Raw genomic sequence first — 20,878 nt, 5'->3', positions numbered from 1 at the left:
GTAACGGCGATGGAGTGAGGGAACCCGACGCAGTCGGGCCGGATGATGGGGCAAGTTTTTTGGTTCCTTTTCACCGGGCTGGCGTTCCAGCGATTGGAAAAGGGACTCGCCCGGGTGGGCGAAACCAGAAACATCACCAGAGCTCGGCAATCAGCTGGACTCAAATCCTCTAGCAACACTTAACGCAGACAGAGCCAATTCATTCGCGGTGACCCGGGAACCGGGCCCTGCCGCTCCCCGGTCTCGGCGGGTCTTTCTTTGGGCGGCCGGGATGATGGGTTTCGCTGCGCTCTACGCCATCCTACGGGTCGTGTTGGGTGACTGAACGGCACGCGACGCCAGTGGTCGAGATGGAAACCCCCGACATCCGTGATGCGGCCCGCGATCCCGCCGGCTCATGGCTGTCGCCACTGGACAAGCGCCAAGGCCCAGCCATGCTGTTGGCTCGTCCCGCAGCCATTCGACAGGACTCTCCATGACCGACCTTTCCTCCTTCCCCATCACCCACAAGTGGCCCGCCCAGCATCCCGACCGCCTGCAGCTCTACTCGCTGCCCACGCCCAACGGCGTGAAGGTGTCGATCATGCTCGAGGAAATCGGCCTGCCCTACGAGGCGCACAAGGTCAGTTTCGACACCAACGACCAGCTGTCCCCCGAGTTCCTCTCCCTCAACCCCAACAACAAGATTCCCGCCATCCTCGACCCGGACGGCCCCGGCGGGCAGCCCCTGGCGCTGTTCGAGTCCGGCGCCATCCTGCTGTACCTGGCGGAGAAGAGCGGGCGGCTGATCCCCGATGACGCCGCCGGGCGCTACGAGGCCATCCAGTGGCTGATGTTCCAGATGGGGGGCATCGGCCCGATGTTCGGCCAGCTCGGCTTCTTCAATAAATTCGCCGGCAAGGACTACGAGGACAAGCGCCCGCGCGACCGCTACGTCGCCGAATCCAAGCGTTTGCTCGGCGTGCTCGACCGCCGCCTGCAGGGGCGCGAGTGGATCCAGGACGACTACGGCATCGCCGACATCGCCACCTTCCCCTGGGTGCGCAACCTGATCGGCTTCTACGAGGCCGGCGAGCTGGTGGGCATCGACGGTTTCGCCAACGTCACCCGGGTGCTGGAGGCCTTCCTCGCCCGCCCGGCGGTGGCCCGCGGGCTGAAGATTCCGGGGTGATCACCGCACCGCTTCCGGACGGTGCGCGCGCCGTCCGGGAAGACGTACACTGCCAAGCCCTACCCGGTTCCCCGCCCAAGCAGGTGCCAATGGACCCGAACACCCCCAAGCCCATCCACAGGCTGAACGAGCAAGGCTACGAGCTGCTGGTCAACGCCGTGGTCGACTACGCCCTGTACATGCTCTCGCCCGAGGGCGAGATCATCAGCTGGAACGCCGGCGCAGAGCGGATCAAGGGCTACAGCGCCGAGGAAGCCATCGGCCAGCACCTGTCGATGTTCTTCACCGAGGAAGACCGCGCGGCCAACCGCCCCGCCCATTTGATCGCCACCGCGCTCAATACCGGGCGTGCTCAGGACGAAGGCTGGCGGGTGCGCCGCGACGGCACGCGCTTCTGGGCCCTGGCGGTGATGGATGTGGTGCGCGACCACGACGGGCGGATCATCGGCCTGGCCAAGATCACCCGCGACATGACCGAGCGCCACGAGTCCGAGCTGCACCTGCAAGGCCTGCGCGCGCAGCTGTTCCAGGCGCAGAAGCTGGAAGCCCTGGGCCAGCTCACCGGCGGCATGGCCCACGACTTCAACAACCTGCTCACGGTGATCATCGGCGCCTCGGCGCTGGCCGGTCGCACCCAGGACCCCAAGCGCATCAAGGAACTGCTCGGCAGCATCCACGAGGCCGGCCTGCGCGGCAGCCACCTGACCCAGCACCTGCTCTCCTTCGCCCGCCAGCGCGACCAGCAACAGCAAGTGGTGCAGCTGGAAAACACCCTGCATTCGGCGCAGATGTTCTTCAGCCAGGCGCTGCCCAAGGGCATGACCCTGGAGCTGCAGCTGTGCCCGCCGCTGCACCCCATCCTGGTGGACCCGAGCCAGCTGGAGATGACTCTGCTCAACCTCATATTCAATGCCCGCGACGCCATGGAGCAGGACGGCAGCATCGTGCTGCGGGCGGAGAACCGCACCCTGACCGGCGAATGGGACGGGCTGACCGGAGAATTCCTGATCATCTCGGTGCGCGACAGCGGCAGCGGCATCCCGCCAGACGTGCTGCCGCGCATCTTCGAGCCCTTCTTCACCACCAAGGAGCTGGGCAAGGGCACCGGCCTGGGCCTGAGCCAGGCCTACGGCTTCGTGCGCCAGCATGGCGGCACCATACGCGTGGACAGCGAACCGGGGCGCGGCACCACCATGACCCTCTGCCTGCCGGCGCTGCTCTACCAGGCTCCCTGAAAGGTGCCGCCGCGCACAGGAACTACTTCAGAAGGCACGACTCTATCGCTGATAGTGACCCGACAGCGTAGAATCGGCGGGATCAAGGCCGACCCGCCCATGACCGGACGCAATGCGCAGTGCCGGCCAGCCAGGCTCCAGAGCAGGCACGTCGGCCCTCTCCAGCGAACATCCAGATGAGGCAGGCCAGAACTTGGAACAGCTAAAACGCCTTCAGAGCGGCATCGAGGGGCTGGATGCCCTGTTGAAGGGTGGCTTGGTTGCCGGCGCGTCCTACATCGTCCAGGGCCGTCCCGGATCGGGCAAGACCATCCTCGCCAACCAGATCGCCTTCAACCACGTGCGCGACGGCGGGCGTGTGCTGGTCGCCACGCTGCTGGCCGAAACCCATGAGCGACTGTTCCAGTTCCTCTCCACCCTGAGCTTCTTCGACGCCTCGCAGATCGGCGCGCAGATCCAGTTCGTCAGCGCCTTCGACACGCTGGAGAACGAAGGCCTGGACGAGGTGGTCAAGCTGCTGCGCCGCGAGATCAGCCGGCAGAAGGCCACGGTGCTGATCGTCGACGGCCTGCTCAATGCCCGCTCCAAGGCGGACACGCCGCTGGACACCAAGAAATTCATCGGTGAGCTGCAGGGCCACGCCGCCTTCGCCGGCTGCACTGTGCTGTTCCTCACCAGCGCCCGCCTCGACGACGGCAGCCCCGAGCACACCATGGTCGATGGCGTCATCGAACTGGGCGAAGAGCTGTTCGGTGCCCGCTCGGTGCGCCGTATCCAGCTGCGCAAGACCCGTGGCAGCGGTGCGCTGTCCGGCCTGCACGAGTGCGAGATCACCGACGACGGCCTGGTCGTCTACCCGCGCCTGGAAACCCTCTACAGCCGCCCCACGCACCCCGACAGCGCCGACCTGCAGCGCATCCCCAGCGGCATCGGTGGCCTCGACGCCCTGATCGACGGTGGCCTGGCACGCTCCTCGGCCACCCTGGTGATGGGCCCGGCCGGCGTCGGCAAGACCAGCCTCGGCATCAGCTTCCTCGCCCAATCCACCCCCGAGGAGCCCGGCCTGCACTTCGGCTTCTACGAGTCCCCCGAGCGCCTGCGCATCAAGGCACGCAGCATCGGCATCGACCTGCCGTCCCTGGAGGACAGCGGCGCCCTGCACCTGATGTGGCAACCCACCACCGAAGGCCTGCTCGACGGCCTCGGCGCGCGCCTGATCAAGACCGTGCTCGAGAAAGGCATCAAGCGCGTGCACATCGACAGCCTCGGCGGCATGGCCCGCGTTGCCAGCAACCAGTCGCGCCTGGTGGAGTTCTTCAGCGCCCTGATGAACGAGCTGCGCGCCCTGGGCGTCACCGTCCTCGCCACCTGGGAGATGCGCGACCTGTACAGTGCCGACATCAATGCCCCGGCACCGGAGCTGTCGAGCCTCGTCGATAACCTGGTGCTGATGCGCTACGTGGAAATGAACTCTGAACTGAAACGGCTGCTGTCCATTCTGAAGATGAGGGACAGCCGCTACGATCCGTCTCTGCTGGAGGTCGTTATCCATGACCATGGCATCGCACTCGACAAGGCGTTCAAGAACGCGACCGCCGTCATGTCGGGGGCGGCAACGCCCACTCTCGGCAACTGAAACACGCCAACCGGTCAGTGCCTAATGACAACGATCCTGGTAGTCGATGACGAGTATCTGATTGCAGACATCCTGGCCTTCGCGCTGGAGGATGAAGGCTACATGGTGGTCAAGGCCGGCAACGGCCGCAGGGGGCTGGAAGTTCTCGATCGCGAGCGCCCGGCCCTGGTCATCACCGACTTCATGATGCCGATCATGGATGGCCTGGAGTTCGCCCAGGCGATCCGTGCGCGCACGCAATCCCCGGACCTGCCGATTATCCTCATGAGCGGCGCCCAGGGCAGCGTCGGCCGCGACCGCGGCGACCTGTTCGCCGCCGTTTTCGACAAGCCCTTCGACATCAACGCCGTGATCGCCACGGTCGCGCAGCTGATCGGCCCCAGCGACGGCCAGGCCTGACACCCTCCGCTCCGTCCGCCGCCCATTGCCAGCGTCGCCCGTGTCCCGGAAACTGCCGGCTTTCAGCCCCAGCGGAGACCGCCGTGTCCACCCAAGAACTCGCCAGCGACCCCACCTGGGTCCAGATCTGCCAGGCCGTCGCCCTCGACCCGCAGCGCCGTTTCACCTCCCGCCAGGCCGTGCTGGGCAGCCCCGACGCACTCGAGGCCACGCTCTACCGCGCCGACCCGGACGATGATGACGCCGACGAAGAAGACCTCGGCGATGCCCGCGTACTGATCACCGGTGTCTTCCAGCCTCCCGCCGAATGGAGCGACAGCGAGCGCGAGGAATACTACGACGACAGCGACCCCGCGCAGTTCTTCAGTGCCCTGATCGAATGCATCGCCGCCCCCGCCAGCCGCACCTACTTCACCGCCGAAGCCGGCGACCAGGTGGCCGTGAACACTGCCGAGGGCGCCATCGAGATGTACTTCCTCTACGAAATCTTCGAAGACGAAGACGGCCACCACGCCGTACTCATCCGCGACACCGAAGCCTTCTTCTGAGGCGACGCAGCGGCGGCTTCAGGGCCGCCCTTTCGCGAATGAGTTCGCTCCCACAGGAGCCCCGGCGAGCCCGCGCGCAGACATTACCGACGCGCAGTTCGTAGGATGGGTAGAGCTCCGCGAAACCCATGCTGCCGACAGCCCCGCCCGAGCTCCCCTCCTCGTACGGTGCGCACCTACACCATCCAGCCCCGCCTCAAAACCTGTAGCTGTACTCCACCCGCATCTCGTTGTTGCGGCTCTCCGAGGCGATCTGCCCGTTGTAGCTGAGCTGCAGCTTGCCGTTCCGACCGATGTTCACCTCCACGCCGGCCTCGACTATGGCGGTGTCCTGGTCGATGGGCGTGCCCTGGGAGTTGAAGCCGCCGCCGGTCTCGCTGAAGGCCATGGAGGCTTCCGGGGTGTCGTCGCCGTAGGCGTGCTGCCAGCCCAGGCCTGCGCGCACCACCATGTCCGTTTCCTTGGCCAGGTTGATGTGCTTGGCCGCGCGTACGCCCAGGGTGCTGGTGGTGCTGTCTTCCTTCACCTTCGACTGCAGCCGCGCCACGCCGCCCTTCTCGTCGATGTCATCGGCCTCGTAGCGGGTGTGGGTCAGGTTCAGGTAGGGCTCGACGGTGGCCACGTCCAGGTCGAACAGATAGCCGGCCTCGCCGAACACCTGCCAGCTGCTGGCGTCGTAGTCGGCCTTGAGGTGATCGCTGAAACCGGGGAAGTCGATGTCGCGCTTGCTGTCCACTTGGTGCCAGCTGTAGAGCGCGCCGCCACGCAGGGTCAGGTCGCCTTCCTGGTAGCTGCTGTAGACGCCCAGGTGGTAGCTGTCGATGCTCAGGTCACTGTTGCGCGCATCCACCTTCACCGTGTCGTGGCTGTAGCCACCGGTGACACCGCCCCGCCATTTGTCGCTCAGGCGGCGGTCGTAGCCGAACATCATGCCGCTGGTGGAACGGTCGAGGCTGGCGCTGTTGTCGTCGCCATCCACCTTGCCCCAGCCACCCAGGGCATAGGCCCAGACCGAGTTGTCGCCATCGCCGTCGTCATCCAGGGCCAGGGGCATCAGCGGCATCGGGTTTTGCACCGAGCAGGTGCGCTGGCTGCTGCTCTGGCAGGTCTGGCGCATGCGCGCTTCCACCGCCTGGCGCACCATCAGGCTCTGGCTTTCCATGGCCGCCACCGAGCTGGCATAGGCCTCGCCGGAGAGCTGGTCGTAGGCATCCCGCGCCTGCTCGGCGTCGAGCCCGACGATGGCGTTGTACAGGGTGCCGCCACCGGCCTGCTCGATGGCCGCCGCCACCGCGCCCTGGTTCGGCGTCATCGCCACCGAGACCAGTCCCGTGGCGTTGCGCGCCAGGTCCAGGGTCACCGAATTGGCGCTGTAGTTCACCGAGGCCTGGAGGAAGGCAAAGCTGGGCAGCAGGGTCTGGTCGAAGGTGCCGTTCACGCCAGCGTCGGCGGTCAGCAGGGTCAGGGTGGTGGGCGCACCACCGTAGGCGACGTTTTGCACCTGCAAGGTGCCGCCGAGGTCGGCCACCTGAGTCACCGCCAGGCGGCTATTGTCCTGCGCGTTGAGGTTCAGCAGCAGGCGCGAAGTGGCCGCGCCGGTGTAGCTCCCGGTCACATTCAAGGTGCCGCTGCCGCCATAGCCAGGCGCCACGGTGCCGCTGCTGGCCAGGCTGCCGACGGTGCCGGTGCCGCCTACTTCAGCGCCCTGGGCCACGGCTACGGTGGCGTCCAGGCGATGGGTCTGGGCACTGGCGTCACCCACCAGTAGCGAGCCGGAATTCACCTGCACGGTGCCGGTGAAATGCTGGTTGTCGGTGATCAGCAGGGTGCCGCTGCCGTCCTTGATCAGGGTGCCGGCGCCCCACAGCATGCCGCCGAACACGCCGTCGCTGGCCTGGTTGAAGACCAGGGTGCCGTTGTTATCGATATCGCCCTGCAGGCTGGCGGTGCTGCCGCTCAGGGTGCCGGCGCTGATCAGGGTGCCGCCGGTGTAGCTGTTGGCGCCGGTTAGGGTCAGGTTGCCGCTGCCGGTCTTCAGCAGCGAGCCGGCCCCGGCGTAGATGCCGGCGTAGGTGCCGCTGCCGTTCTGGGCGAACTCCAGGGTGGTGCCGGCCGCGCCGACCACATTGCCCTGCAGGCTGCTGGTGTCGCCGCGCAGGGTGCCGCCCTGCAACGACGTACCGCCACCGTAGGTGTTGGCGCCGCTGAGCACCAGGGTGCCGCCGCCACGCTTGATCAGCGCACCGGTACCGGCGAGGGCCTGGTTGACGGTGAAGGTGTTGCCCGCGGCCTGGATATCGAAACCGCCGCCGTTGGCGCCCAGGGTGATGGTGCGGCCGGTGGATTGGTAACTGGTGCCGGCTACGCCGAGTACGCCGCCGTTGAGGGTCAGGCCGCCGCCGCTGGCGCCCAGGGCGCTGTCGTCGCTGACCTGAAGGGTGCCGCCACCGATGGTGGTGCCGCCGCTGTAGCTGTTGTTGCCGCTGAGCACCAGGGTGCCGGCGCCGGCCTTGACCAGCCCGGCGCTGCCGGCGATGTCCAGGCCCAGGCTGGCGCTGACGCCGTTGTCCACCAGGATGCGCGGCGCCCCGCCGGAGCCATCGGCGCTGGCCAGCAGCGAACCGCCGCTGCCCGCCACCAGCTGGTAGCCATTGGAGAGGAACTGCATGCCGGTGAAGGTCTGCGCGCCCTCCACCGTCACGGTGCCGCCGGTCCCGGCAAAGGCGGCGAAGTGCTCGTCCCAGCCATCGACGCTGTTGCCATTGGCATCGGTCCAGTTGCTCAGGCTGCTGTTCCAGGTGCCGGAGCCGCCATCGATCTGGTTGTTGCCGGTGCCGTCGCCGCCGTCCCAGAACTGGATTTCCCCGACGGTGCCCTGCAACAGAAGGTTGATCTGCCCGGCGATGGCGGTCTGCAGGGTGAAATCCCCGGCGCTGTAGCCCAGGGGCACGTTGCCATAGGTCAGGCCGTTGTCGGTGAGGTTGCCGCCGTAGCTGAACAGCCGATAGATGCCGGTGCCCAGGCCGCCGGCGTCGTTGATGTTGAGGGTGCCGTCCAGGGTCAGGTCGCCAGCCACGCTGATCAGGGTGGTGGGGCTGTTGGGCGTGCCCAGGTAGAAGTCCAGCTGGCTGCCGGCCACCAGGTCGAGGTCGCTGTTGAAGCTCAGCGGGGTCAGGTAGGTGCCCGCCACCAGGCGCGCGCCGTTATCGATGGTGACATCACCCGAAACCGAGCCACCGCCGCCCAGGGAACCGCCGGCGCCGATCACCAGGTCCGAGTTCAGGCTGCCTTCCACCAGCAGCGAGCCGCCGTTGATGTAGGTGCTGCCGCCGATGTTGCTGGTGCCGGTGAGGCTCAGGGCGCCGTTGCCCTGCTTGACCAGGTCGCCGTTACCGGACAGCCCGCCGGCATAGACGCCGTTGCCGCTCTGGTCGAACACCAGGGTGCCGCCGAGGTTGATCTGGATGTCGCCCTGCAGGCTGCTGCTGTCGCCGGTGAGGGTGCCGGCGTTGATGGTGGTGCCGCCGGTGTAGCTGTTGCCGCCACTGAGCAGCAGATTGCCGGTGCCATCCTTCACTACTGCGCCACTGCCGCTGATGCTGCCATTGAAGGTGCCGCTGGCGTTCTGGATGAAATCGATCAGGGTGCCGATGGCGGTGTCGATGTTGCCCTGCAGGCTGTCGCTGTTGCCGGCCAGGGTGCCCCCCTGCAGCGAGGTGCCGCCGCTGTAGCTGTTGTCGCCGGTGAGGGTCAGGGTGCCCGGGCCCTGCTTGACCAGGCCGCCGTTGCCGGTGATGTCGCCCTGCAGGGTGAGGTTCTGGCTGCCCAGGTCGGTGAGGGTGCCTTGCAGGCCGATGGCGTTGGTCAGCACCAGGTTGGGCGCGTTGCTGTCCAGCGCGGCATTGCCGGTCACCGTCAGCGCGCCGCTGCCCAGGGCGCTGTTGTCGCCCACCACCAGGGTGCCGCCGCCCAGGCTGGTGCCACCGGTGTAGGTGTTGGCATTGTTCAGCACCAGCACGCCGGGGCCGGACTTGACCAGGCTGCCCGCCCCACCGATGAGGCCATTGAGGGTCAGGTCGTGGCTGCCGGCGATGCCCATGGCACCGGCCAGGGTGATGGCGTTGCCCAGGGTCACGGCGGTATTGCTGTCCAGGCTGGTGCCGTTGGCGGCGATCAGCGCGCCGCTGCCCAGGGCGGTGTTGCTGCCCACCACCAGGCTGCCGCCATTGAGGTCGGTGCCGCCGCCATAGGTGTTGCTGCCGTTGAGCACCAGGGTGCCGGTGCCGTTCTTGTCCAGGCCGCCCGCGCCGCTGACGGTGCCATCCAGGGTCAGGTCGTGGCTGCCGACCAGGTTGAGGTCGCTGGCCAGGCTGATGGCGTTGAGCAAGGTCACCGCCGTGGTGCTGTCCAGTGCACCGCCGTTGACCAGCAGGGTGCCACTGCCGAGGGCGCCGTTGGCGCCTACCGCCAGGGTGCCGGCATTGAGGGTGGTGCCGCCAGCGTAGCTGTTGCCGGCGCCCAGGGTCAGGGTGCCGAGGCCGGACTTGATCAGTCCGCCGCTGCCGGTGACCACGCCGTTCAAGCTCAGGTTGTTGCTGCCGGGCAGGTTCAGGTTGCCCACCAGGTCCACGCCATTGGCCAGGGTCACCGCCTGCCCGGCATCCAGGCTGGTGCCGTCGGCGGTGTGCAGCACGCCGCTGCCCAGGGCGCCGTTGCTGTTCACCACCAGGGTGCCGGCGTTCAGCCAGGTGCCACCGCTGTAGCCGTTGCTGCCGGAGAGTTCCAGGGTGCCGCTGCCGGCCTTGACCAGGGAGCCGATGCCGCTCAGGGTGCCGGCCAGCCCCAGGTTCTGCGCACCGTTCACGGTGAGTGCACCGTTGAGCAGGATGGCATTGTCCAGCCCACCACCGTTGCCCAGGCTGAGATCGGCGCCGGCCTGCAGGGTACCGCCGGTGACGCTCAGGGCGCCGTTGCCAATGGCGTCGACATTGCCCAACACCAGGGTGCCGCCACCCAGGATGGTGCCGCCGCCGTAGGTGTTGATGCCATTGAGCACCAGGGTGCCGTTGCCCAGCTTGATCAAGCCGCCGGCGCCGGTGATGACCTGGCCGAGGGTGAAGACGTTGCCGGCATCGGCGATGTCCAGGGTGCCGCCCGCCGCATCCAGGGCGATATCACGGGCGGTGCCGGTGTAGCCGGTCCCGGTGATGCGCAGGGTGCCGCCGGCGAACTCCAGGTCGCCGCTGGCCGCGCCCAGGCGGGTGTCGGCATCCACCTGCACCACGCCGCCGCCGAAGCGGGTGCTGCCGCTGTAGCCGTTGTCACCGCTGAGGATCAGGGTGCCGCCATCGAGCTTGTTGAGCCGGCCGCTGCCGTCGATGTCCACCGCCAGGGTGGCGGTCAGCCCGCTGTTGACGCGCAGGTCGGTGGTGCCGCCGCTGCCATTCACCGCCACCAGGGCGCTGCCGGCATTGGCGCCGCTCAGTTGGTAGCCATCGGTGAGGAACTGCAGGCCGATGAAGTTCTGCTGGCCGTCGACGCTGACCACCAGCGGGCTGCCCACGCTGCCCTGCACCCCGCCGAACACGGCGAAGGTGTCCTGCCAATCGGTGGCGATGTTGCCGTTGCCATTGGTCCAGTTGGTGCCGGTGGTGCTCCAGGTACCGGCGCCGCCACCGATGCTGCCGGTGGGGCTGGTCTGGTTGCCGTTCCAGAACAGCACCTGGTTCGGTGCGCCCTGCACCAGTAGGTTGACCTGCTTGTTGAAGCCGGTCTGCAGCTCGTAGAAGTTGCTGGTCATCACCGGCGGCAGGCTGCCATAAGCCAGGCCGTTGTCGGTGAACTGGCCGTCGTAGGTGAACAGGGTGTAGACACCGAGGCCCATGGCACCGGCATCGGTGATGTTGAGGGTGCCGTCCAGGGTCAGGTCGCCGTTGACGTCGATCAGCGAGCCGCCGTTGGGCGCGCCCAGGTTGAGGTTCACCTGGGAGCCGCTGGAAAGCACCAGGTTGCCCACCGACAGGGTGCCGCGGGTCTGGTCGCCGGCGATGGTACCGCCGTTCACCGTCACGGTGCCGATCATGTTGCCGATGCCGCTGAGGGTGGCGCCGCTGGAGAGGTTGATGGCGCCGCTGGCCAGGGTGCCGTCCACCTGCAGGGTGCCGGCCTGGATGTGGGTGGGCCCGGTGAGCTCGCTGTTGCCGCTGAGCACCAGAGTGCCGGCACCGACCTTGTTCAGGGTGCCGGCGCCGTTAAGGGCCCCGGCGAACTGGCTGTTGCTGGCGCTGCCCAGGCTCAGCACCGAGGTGCCGGCGTTGGTCAGCTCCACGGTGCCGCTGCCGGTGAGGTTGGCCAGGGTTTCGGCACCGCCGATGCCCAGGGTCGCCCCACCGTCCACGCGCACCTCGTTGGCGCCGCTGACCACGCCGTTGCCGCTGGTCAGCAGGCTGCCGGCCAGCACGTCCACCAGGCCGGTGAAGGCGTTGCCATCCACCAGGGTCAGCACGCCGCTGCCGGACTTGGCCAGGGTGCCGCTGCCGGTGAGCAGGCCGGCATAGCTGCCGTTGCTGTTCTGGCTGAACTCCAGGCGCGCGCCGCTGGCGACATTGACGTCGCCCGGCAGGCTGACACTGGTGGCGTAGACAGTGCCGCCATTGACCAGGGTGCCGTCGCCGTAGCTGTTGGCGCCACCCAGGGTGAGGCTGCCGTTGCCTTCCTTGATCAGGGTGCCGGGGCCGGACAGCACACCGTTGAGGGTCAGGTTATTGCTGCCGGCCACCGTCAGGCTCAGGTCATTGGTGAAGAGGATGTCGTTGGCCATCACGCGCACGGCGCTGGCGTCGATGGAGCCGTTGCCCGTGACGGTGAGGCGGCCGCTGCCCAGGGCCAGGTCGTCGCCCAGCACCAGCAGGCCGTTGCTCAGGGAGGTGCCCCCTGCATAGCTGTTGGCGCCGTTCAGGTAGAGAGTGCCGGAGCCGCTCTTGATCAGCCCGCCAAGGCCGCTGATCAGGCCGTTGAGGCTGAGGTCGTCGGCGGTGTCGGTGGTCAGCTCGCTGCCGCTGGCGAGGGTGATGGCGTTGTTCAGGCTGAGGTTGCCGGTGCTGCTCAGAGTGGCGTCGGCGTTGACCGACAGCGCACCGGTGCCCAGCGCCGTGTCGGTGCTGATGCGCAGGTTACCGGCGTTGAGCTGGATGCCGTTGAAGTTGTTGTTGTTGCCGTTGAGTTCGAGGATGCCGCTGCTGTTCTTGATGAGCACGCCGGCGCCGCCGACGGTGCCATCGAGGATCAGGTCGTTGCTGCCGGTGAGGGTCAGGTCGCTGCCCAGGTAGAGGTCGTTGGCCAGCTGCAGGTTGCCGGTGCCGGTCAGCGACGAGGCGCCGAGGACCAGCAGCGCGCTGCTGCCCAGGGCGGCGTTGTTGCCCAGGGCCAGCGTGCCGCCATTGATCTGGGTCTGCCCGCTGTAGGTGTTGCTGCCGGTGAGCAGCAAGGTGCCGGTGCCGCTCTTGGCCAGGTTGCCGGTGCCGCTGATAGTGCCGCCGAGGGTGATGTCGCTGCCGCTGGCGGTGATCAGCGACAGGGTACGGTTGACCGCCAGGTCCACCGCGTTGGCCACGATGCGCAACCCGGCGGTGGCGTTGCCGAGGCTGGCGTTGCCGGTCACCGACAGGGTGCCGCTGCCCAGGGCGCCGTCGTTGCCCAGCAGCAGGCTGCCGCCGGCCAGGGTGGTGCCACCGGCATAGGTGTTGGCGGCGCCCAAGGTCAGGGTCGAGGTGCCCTGCTTGATCAGCGCGCCGGCGCCGTCGATGGCGCCGTTGAGTGCCAAGTCGTGGCTGCCCGGCAGGGTCAGGTTGGCGCCCAGGGTCAGGGTGTTGCCGAGGCTCAGCGCCTGGGTGCCATCAAGGCTGGCGGCGCCGCTGACCGTCAGGCCGCCGCTGCCCAGCGCAGCATCGTCCCCCAGTACCAGCTTGCCGGCGTCCAGGGTGGTACCGCCGCCGTAGCTGTTGGCGCTGCCCAGGGTCAGGGTGGCATTGCCCTGCTTGGTCAGCCCGCCGGTGCCGGCGATGGCGCCGTTGAGGGTGAAGTCGACGTTGCCCGGCAGGGTCAGCCCGGCGTTGAGCAGGATGCCGTTGGCCAGGGTGCGCGCGGCGCTGCCGTCCAGGGTCGTGGCGCCAGCCAGGGTGAGCAGGCCGCTGCCCAGGGCGCTGTCGCTGCCCAGCATCAACCCGCCGGCATTTACCGTGGTGCCGCCGGCGTAGGTGTTGGTGCCGTTGAGGGTGAGCAGGCCGGCGCCCGACTTGCTGAGGGCACCGTCGCCGCTGACCACGCCATCGAGCACCAGGCCATCGCTGGACGTAAGCGCCAAGGTGGCACCGGTACCCAGGCCGATGGCATTGGCCAGGCGGCTGACGCCGGCATCCACCAGCGCCGCGTTGCCGGTGACGCTCAGCGCCCCGGTGCCCAGGGCCAGGTCATTGCCCAGTGTCAGACTGCCGGCGCCCAGGCTGGTGCCACCGGCGTAGCTGTTGGCGCCGGAGAGGGTCAGGTCGCCGCTGCCAGCCTTGGTCAGGCCGCCCGCCCCGCTCAGGGGGCCGGAAAGGGTCAGGTCGAAGCCGCCGGCCAGGGTCAGCCCGGCGTTCATGCGGATGGCGTTGGCGAGAACGCGGTTGCCGGTGCTGTCCAGCAGGGTGGCCGCGTCCAGGGTCAAGGCGCCGCTGCCCAGGGCACCGTCGCTGCCCAGGCGCAGGGTGCCGCCGTCCACCACGCGGGTGCCGCCGGTGTAGCTGTTGCTGCCGGCCAGCACCAGGGTGCCGGTGCCGCGCTTGAGCAGGCTGCCGTCACCGCTGAGGGTGCCGCCCAGGGTCAGGGTGTCGCTGGTGCCGGTGAGGGCCGAGAGGCTGTGCCCCACGGCCAGGGCGATGGCGTTGGTCAGGCTGCGATCGCCATTGCTGCTGCCCAGGCTGGCGTCGCCGCTCACGCTCAGGGCACCGCTGCCCAGGGCGCCGTCGTCGCCCGCCAGCAGGGTGCCGCCGGCCAGGGTGGTGCCGCCGGCATAGGTGTTGGCAGAACCCAGGGTCAGGGTCGAGGCGCCCTGCTTGATCAGGCCACTGCCGCCGCTGATGACACCGGACAGGGTGAGGTCGCGGGTGCCGGGCAGGGTCAGCCCGGCATTGAGCACGATGCCGTTGGCCAGGCTCTGGCCGCCGCCGAATCCAGGCTGGAAGCACCACTGACGGTGAGCGCGCCGCTGCCCAGGCTGCCGTTGGCACCCAGCACCAGCGCGCCGCCCTGCAGGTCGGTGCCACCGCTCCAGGTGTTGGCGCCATTGAGGGTGAGCCGCCCGGCGCCTTGCTTGATCAGCTGCCCGGCGCCGTCGATCACGCCATTGAGAGCGGTGTCGTAGCGCCCCGCCAGGCTCAGGTTGGCGTTCAGGGTGAGGGCATTGGCCAGGCTCAGGGACGAGGCGGAGTCCAGTCTGGACGCACCGCTCACGATGAGCCCGCCACTGCCCAGGGCGCCATCGTTGCCCAGCACCAGGGCGCCGTCCTGCAGCTCGGTGATACCGGTGCGGGTGTTGACGCCGTTCAGGGTCAGCCGGGTCGAGCCCTGCTTGATCAGCCGGCCGTTGCCGCTGAGCACGCCATTGAGGGTGAAATCGACGTTGCCCAGCAGGCTCAGGTCGTCGTTCAGGGCGATGGCATTGCCCAGGGTGCGGGCGGCGCTGCCGTCGAGGTTGCTGGCGGCGGTCACGGTCAGCGCCCCGCTGCCCAGGGCGCCGTCGTTGCCCAGGCTGAGGGTGCCGCCGCCGAGGCCGAAGCCGCCGGCGAAGCTGTTGGCCTGGTTCAGCACCAGGGTGCCGGCGCCACTCTTGCTCAGGCCGCCGAGGCCGCTGACCAGGCCATTGAGGGTCAGGTCGCTGCTGGTCAGCAGGCTCAGGGTGGCACCGCTGGTGACACCGATGGCGTTGCCCAGGGTGCGGTTGCCGTTGACCCCGAGGGCTGCGTTGGCGGTCACCGCCAGGGCTCCCGTGCCGAAGGCCGAGTTGCTGCCCGCCACCAGGGTGCCGGCGTTGAGCTGAGTGCCGCCGCTGTAGCTGTTGGCACCGCTGAGCAGCAGGGTGCCGGCGCCGTTCTTGATCAGGCCGCCGTTGCTGCCGATGTTCTGGCTGAGGCTGAAGGTGTTGCCGGCGTCGACGATATCGAAGCCGCCACCACCGGCCTGCCAGGTGATGCCCCGAGCGGTGCTGGTGTAGCCGGTTCCGGTCACCCGCAGGATGCCGCCGTTGAAGGTCAGGCCGCCGGCGGCATCGCCCAGGGCTGCATCGCTGGCCACCTGCAGCACGCCCTCGCTGAGCAGGGTGCCACCGGTGTAGTCGTTGTTGCCGGTGAGGATCAGGGTGCCCAGGTCACGCTTGTTCAGCGAACCGCTGCCGGTGATGCGGGTGTTGATGGTCGCGGTGGCGGTGGGGTCCACACGCACCACCAGGCTGCTGCCCGCCGCGGCCAGGCTGCCGCTGCCATCGAGCACGTAGCCGTCGGTCATGAACTGCAGCCCGGTGGCGCTCTGCGGGCCCACCACGCTGACCGTGCCGGCGGTGCCGGTGAACACGCCGAAGCCGCTGTTCCAGACGCCCTGGCTGGTGCCGGCCTGGTTGGTCCAGGTCAGGCCGCTGGCCCAGATGCCGCTGCCGCCGCCGATACCCGGCGTGCCGTCGGCGCCGGCGTCCCAGAACGCCAGGCTGCTGCTGCCATCCTGCAGCACCAGGTTCACCAGGCCGCCACCGGCCTGGATAGTGGCCAGGTCGCCGAGCACCGAGGACGGCAGGGTGCCGATCTGCAGGCCGTTGTCCACCAGGGTGCCGCCGTATTCGATCAAGCGGTACACGCCCAGGCCGAAGTTGCTCAGGCCGCTGACGTTGAGGGTGCCGTCCAGGGTGAGGTTGCCGTCCACCCGCACCAGCGCCGAGTTTCCGGGCGCGCCGAGGCCGACGCTCAGGTGCGCGCCGGCATCCAGGTTCAGGCTGCCCACCTGCAGGGTCTGCCCCGCCAGGCCGTTGAGCGCGCCGCCGGATGCCACGTTCACCGCTCCGCCGATCACCCCGGTGCCGCCCAGGCTGCCGCCGTTGAGCACGTTCACCGCGCCGCCCAGGTTGCCGTTGACGTTGAGGGTGCCGCCGGACACCTGGGTCAGGCCGCTGAGGGTGCTGTTGCCGGTGAGGGTCAGGGCGCCGGTGCCGACCTTGGTCAGCCCGCCCGCACCGCCGATGGCGCCGGCGAACAGCGCGTTGAGGTTATCGCCGCCCAGGCCCAGGTTGGCACCGTTGCCGATGGTGACGGCGCCGCTGCCGGTGAGCGCGCCCATCACTTCGTTGCCGTTGACCTGCAGCGTGGTGCCGCTGCCCAGGTTGACCGCCAGGGTATCGGCCACCGCGTTGCCGCCGTTGAGGGCGAGGCCGCCAGCCTGCACATCCAGCCCACCGGTGAAGCTGTTGGTGCCGGAGAGGGTCAGCACGCCGCTGCCCAGCTTGGTAACCGCGCCGGTACCGGCGATGGCGCCGGCGTAGGTGCCGTTGAAGCCCTGGTCGATCACCACCTGGGCGTTGTTGAGGATGCTCGACACCAGGCCGCTGGCGTTGCCGCGCAGGATGCCGGCGTTGACGCTGAGGGTGCCGCTATAACTGCTCGGGTCGCCGGCGAGGATCAGCTGGCCGGCGCCGTTCTTGATGATCGCGCCGTTGCCGGAAAGCGGGCCGTCCAGGGTCAGGTCATGGCTGCCGGCCAGGGTCAGGTCGGCGCCGACGTTGATGGCATTGGCCAGCTCCAGCGCCGCGGTGCCATCGAGGCTGGCCGCGCCACTGACGTTCAGGGTGCCGCTGCCCAGGGCGCCATTGCGCCCAAGGATCAGCGCGCCGCCCCCCAGGTCGACGCCGCCGGCGAAGGTGTTGAGGCCCGAGAGGGTCAGGCTGCCGTTGCCCACCTTGGCCAGGCTGCCGCTGCCGGCGAGGTTGCCGGCCAGGGCCAGGGCGTGACCGGCGCTGTCCAGCGTCAGGGTGCTGCCCAGCTGTACGGCGTTGGCCAGGCTGTAGTCGCCGTTGACGCTCAGACGCGCGGCGCCTCCGACGTTCAGGGTGCCGCTGCCCAGGGCACCGGCGTTGCCCAGGGTCAGGCTGCCGGCGTTGAGGTTGACCCCACCGCTGAAGCTGTTGCTGCCATTGAGGGTGAGGTTGCCGGCACCGTTCTTCACCAGGTTGCCGACGCCGCTGACCACGCCGTTGAGCACCAGGTCCCGTGCGCCGGCCAGAGTCAGCCCAGCGCCCAGGGCGATGCCGTTGGCCAGGGTCAGGGCCTGGCTGGTGTCCAGGGTCGCCGCGCCAGTGACGTTCAGCGCACCGCTGCCCAGTGCGCCGTCGTTGCCCAGCAACAGGGTGCCGGCATTGAAGCCGACGCCGCCGCTGAAGCCGTTGTTGCCATTCAGGGCGAGCACGCCGCTGCCGGCCTTGCTCAGGCCGCCGCTGCCGTTCACCACGCCGTTGAGGGTCAGTTGCTGGTTGCCGTCGATGCTCAGCAGGCCGCCGAGGTTCACCGCATTGGCCAGGCTCACCGCCGTGCCGGCGGACAGGCTCGCCGCGCCGCCCACGTTCAGCGCCCCCGAGCCGAGGGCGCCGTTGTTGCCCAGCACCAGCCGCCCGGCGTTGAGGGTGGTGCCGCCGCTGAAGCCGCTGGCGCCGTTGAGGGTCAGGGTGGTGGTGCCGTTCTTCACCAGGCTGCCGCTGCCGTTGATCACCCCGCCCAGGGTCAGGTCGTTGCTGTCGGTGAGGGTCAGCACGTTACCCAGGCTGATGGCGTTGGCCACCGCCAGGGCACTGCTGGTATCCAGGCTGGCGGCGCCGTTCACGTTCAGCGTGCCGCTGCCCAGGGCCGTGGCGTTGCCCAGCAGCAGGGCGCCGGCATTGAGGGTGGTGCCGCCGCTGTAGCTGCTGGCGCCATTGAGGGTCAGGGTGGTGTTGCCGCCCTTCACCAGGCTGCCACTGCCGTTGATGGCGCCGTTGAGGGTGAGGTTGCTGGTGCCGGTCAGGCCGAGCGCGGCGTTGAGGGTGATGGCGTTGGCGATCACCCGGGCCGCAGCGCTGTCCAGGCTGGCGGCGCCATTCACCGTCAGGCGGCCGCTGCCCAGGGCCGAGTCGCTGCCCAGCACCAGGGAGCCCGCGGCCAGGCTGGTGCCGCCGCTGTAGCTGTTGTTGCCGCCCAGGGTCAGGCTGCCGGCACCGGTTTTCACCAGGCTGCCGCTGCCGCTGCCGCTGAGGTTGCCCGCCAGGCCCAGTGCGTGACCGGCGCTGTCCAGGGTGAGCGCCGCACCCAGTTGCACCGCGTTGGCCAGGCTGTAGTCGCCGCTGCCGGTGAGGGTGGCCGCACCGCCTACCGAAAGAATGCCGCTGCCCAGGGCCCCGGCGTTGCCGACGCTGAGGGTGCCGGCGTTGAGGGTCACGCCACCGGTGAAGGCGTTGGCCGCCCCCAGGCTGAGGGTATTGGTGCCGTTCTTCACCAGGCGCCCGCCGCCGCTGATGGCACCGTTCAGGCTCAGGTCGTTGCTGCCGCTCAGGGTCAGCGCATTGCCCAGGGTGATGGCGTTGCCCAGCGCCAGCGCCGCGCTGGTGTCCAGGCTGGCCGCCCCGGCGACGTTGAGGGCGCCGCTGCCCAGGGCACCGGCATTGCCCAGCACCAGGCCGCCGGCATTGAGGGTGGTGCCGCCACTGTAGGTATTGGCGCTGTTGAGGGTCAGGTTGGCGCTGCCGTTCTTCACCAGGCTGCCGGTGCCACTGACCACGCCGTTGAGGCTCATGTTGGCACTGCCACCCAGGCCAAGGGCGGCGTTGAGGGCGATGGCGTTGATCACCACGCGGTTGGCCAGGCTGTCGATGTTCGCCGCACCGGCCACGGTGACGGTACCGATGCCCATGGAGGCATCGCTGCCCAGCATCAGGGTGCCGGCGTTCAGCGTGGTGCCGCCGGAATAGCTGTTGAGTCCCGACAGGGTCACGGTGGTGTTGCCGTTCTTCACCAGCGAGCCGGTGCCGGCGATGGCCCCGGCGAGGCCGAAATCGGTGCTGCCATTGAGGGTCAGCGCGTTGTTCAGCAGCAGGCTGTTGCCGAGGGTCAGCGCCTGGCTGGCGGCCAGACTGGCCGCGCCATTGACGCTGAGCACGCCACTGCCCAGGCCGTTGGCGTTACCCACCAGCAGGCTGCCGGCGTTCAGCGCTACGCCGCCCTGGAAGCCGTTGGCACCGTTGAGCGCCAGGGTGCCGCTGCCGGCCTTGATCAGCGAGCCGGTGCCGCTGACGGTGCCGCCCAGGGTCAGGTTGGCCGTGCCGTTGAGGGTCAGTGCATTGCCCAGGGCGATGGCGTTGGCCACCACCCGCGAGGCCGTGGCGCTCAGGGTGCTGGCGCCGGTGACGCTGAGGCTGCCGCTGCCCAGGGCCTGGTCGTGGCCCAGCACCAGGCCACCGGCACTCAGCTGGGTGCCGCCGCTGTAGTTGTTGGCACCGGAGAGGGTCAGCGTATTGCTGTCGGTCTTGATCAGCGCGCCCGTGCCGTTGATCACCCCGGAGAGGCCGAAGTCCAGCGTGCCGCCGGTGGTCAGCCCACCCGCACCCAGGCTCACTGCATTGCTCAGCACCAGGCCCGCGCTGCCGGCCTGGATGCTGCCGCCATTGCCGGTGAGCACGCCGCTGCCAAAGGCGCCGGCGTTGTTGAAGATCACCAGGCCGCCGTTGAGCAGGCTGCTGCCGCTGACCGGCACGCCGCCCAGGGTCCAGGTGCCGCTGTTGACCCGCAGGCTGCCGAAGTTGATGTAGCGGGTGCCGTCGATCACGCCGCTGCCACTGATGCCGCTGCCGGTGCCGTTCACCGCGTTCTGCAGGATCAGCGTGTTGTTGCCGCCGGCACCGCCGTCGATCACCCCGGGCGCGGAGAAGCCCAGGCCGAGGCTGACGATGTTCAGCACGTTGAGGGCAGCGCTGCCGCCATTGCCCACCGAGGAACCGGTGACGGCGGTGAAGGTGTTGGTGCTGCCCGCCCCCAGGTTGACGCTGCCGTTGATCACCCCGCCATTGATGAAGTTGTTGCCGGCGGCGGAGGCCTGGAAGCCGACCCGGCCGTTCACCGTGCCGGTATTGACCATGTTCACCTGGCCGCCGCCATAGACCATCACCTGCGGCGTATCGGCCTGCAGCAACGTGACGTTGGCCAGGGAGTTGGCGCCGATGGTGCCGGCGTTATTGATGTTGGTGATCCCACCCGCGCCGTTCTGCACGCGCAGCGCGGTGCCGGAAAGCCCCAGCAGGTCGACGCTCAGGCCCACGGTGCCGTTGATCACCCCACCGGCCAGGTTGTTCACGGTGATGGTGCTGGCACTGGCATTGCCCATCACCACACCGTTGTTGAGCACCGACAGCCCCAGCAGGTTGGGGTTGATCAGCCCGGCATTGTTGAGGGTGACGTTACTGCCATTGAGGGTCAGCGCGATGCCCACCAGCCCGAGCAGGGCGGAGATCTGCCCGTTGCTGGTGACGTTGGTGGTGAGGCCACCCACGGCGCTGGCGAAAGGCAAGAGCGTGACGGGAGTGTCGCAGGTCACGGTGGTGCTGCCCAGGGGCAGGACGCAGGAGGCTTCGGCGGTACCCGCTGCCAACAGGAAGGGCAGCAGGAACAGGCAGGTGTACGGTGGCCGATTAACGGCGCGCATCCATGCGGCTTTATTGTTCAATTCCATCTGATACCCCGGCAGGGAAAGTCGACTTCCCGCGGACTGCCGGTGGACTGCTCAACTCACCTCTCGCGCTGCGTTTCCTGTTTGATTGGTCACATTCTCAACCTAGATAGGCTTTCCCCAAGCG

7 protein-coding genes are annotated in these 20,878 nt (G+C 68.7%); 5 read left to right on the top strand and 2 right to left on the bottom strand.

From position 1 onward, the window contains the following. Positions 1-475 precede the first annotated feature (475 nt). The 5 genes from OEJ36_RS27025 to OEJ36_RS27005 all read left to right on the top strand — a co-directional run bounded on the left by OEJ36_RS27025 (position 476) and on the right by OEJ36_RS27005 (position 4,989). Positions 476-1,171, top strand: coding sequence for a glutathione S-transferase N-terminal domain-containing protein (locus OEJ36_RS27025; RefSeq protein ID WP_263404137.1), 696 nt, complete (start codon positions 476-478; stop codon positions 1,169-1,171). Between the two features lie 89 nt (positions 1,172-1,260). Continuing rightward, positions 1,261-2,406, top strand: a complete 1,146-nt coding sequence (locus tag OEJ36_RS27020; protein ID WP_263404136.1) for a two-component system sensor histidine kinase NtrB — start codon at positions 1,261-1,263, stop codon at positions 2,404-2,406. Between the two features lie 193 nt (positions 2,407-2,599). Beyond that, a complete protein-coding gene (locus OEJ36_RS27015; RefSeq protein ID WP_263404135.1) occupies positions 2,600-4,042 on the top strand; it encodes an ATPase domain-containing protein in 1,443 nt (480 codons plus the stop codon). A 24-nt stretch (positions 4,043-4,066) separates the two neighbouring features. After that, positions 4,067-4,441, top strand: coding sequence for a response regulator (locus tag OEJ36_RS27010; protein ID WP_263404134.1), 375 nt, complete (start codon positions 4,067-4,069; stop codon positions 4,439-4,441). Between the two features lie 83 nt (positions 4,442-4,524). Then, positions 4,525-4,989: a hypothetical protein gene (locus OEJ36_RS27005; protein WP_411861059.1), complete on the top strand. Its 465-nt coding sequence runs from the start codon at positions 4,525-4,527 to the stop codon at positions 4,987-4,989. A 196-nt stretch (positions 4,990-5,185) separates the two neighbouring features. Here OEJ36_RS27005 and OEJ36_RS27000 read toward each other — a convergent pair whose 3' ends face one another. Both OEJ36_RS27000 and OEJ36_RS26995 read right to left on the bottom strand, forming a co-directional pair. Further along, positions 5,186-14,164: an autotransporter-associated beta strand repeat-containing protein gene (locus OEJ36_RS27000; RefSeq protein WP_263404133.1), complete on the bottom strand. Its 8,979-nt coding sequence runs from the start codon at positions 14,162-14,164 to the stop codon at positions 5,186-5,188. Then, positions 14,146-20,727 (bottom strand): autotransporter-associated beta strand repeat-containing protein, encoded by a 6,582-nt coding sequence (locus OEJ36_RS26995; RefSeq protein WP_263404132.1) that lies wholly within the window; start codon positions 20,725-20,727, stop codon positions 14,146-14,148. The genes OEJ36_RS27000 and OEJ36_RS26995 overlap by 19 nt, the downstream gene beginning before the upstream one ends. Positions 20,728-20,878: the final 151 nt, after the last annotated feature.

The sequence above is a fragment of the Pseudomonas sp. PDM13 genome, from assembly GCF_025685765.1.
In the GTDB taxonomy this organism is placed as follows: Bacteria; Pseudomonadota; Gammaproteobacteria; order Pseudomonadales; family Pseudomonadaceae; genus Metapseudomonas; species Metapseudomonas solani.
The sequence above is the reverse complement of the archived record's forward strand: the minus strand, read 5'-3'. Positions and strand labels throughout refer to the sequence as shown.

Bases quoted from the DNA above. Each gene is read 5' to 3' on its own strand.
- OEJ36_RS27025 (WP_263404137.1), top strand. From the start codon at position 476: ATGACCGACCTTTCCTCCTTCCCCATCACCCACAAGTGGCCCGCCCAG.
- OEJ36_RS27020 (WP_263404136.1), top strand. From the start codon at position 1,261: ATGGACCCGAACACCCCCAAGCCCATCCACAGGCTGAACGAGCAAGGC.
- OEJ36_RS27010 (WP_263404134.1), top strand. From the start codon at position 4,067: ATGACAACGATCCTGGTAGTCGATGACGAGTATCTGATTGCAGACATC.
- OEJ36_RS26995 (WP_263404132.1), bottom strand. From the start codon at position 20,727: ATGCGCGCCGTTAATCGGCCACCGTACACCTGCCTGTTCCTGCTGCCC.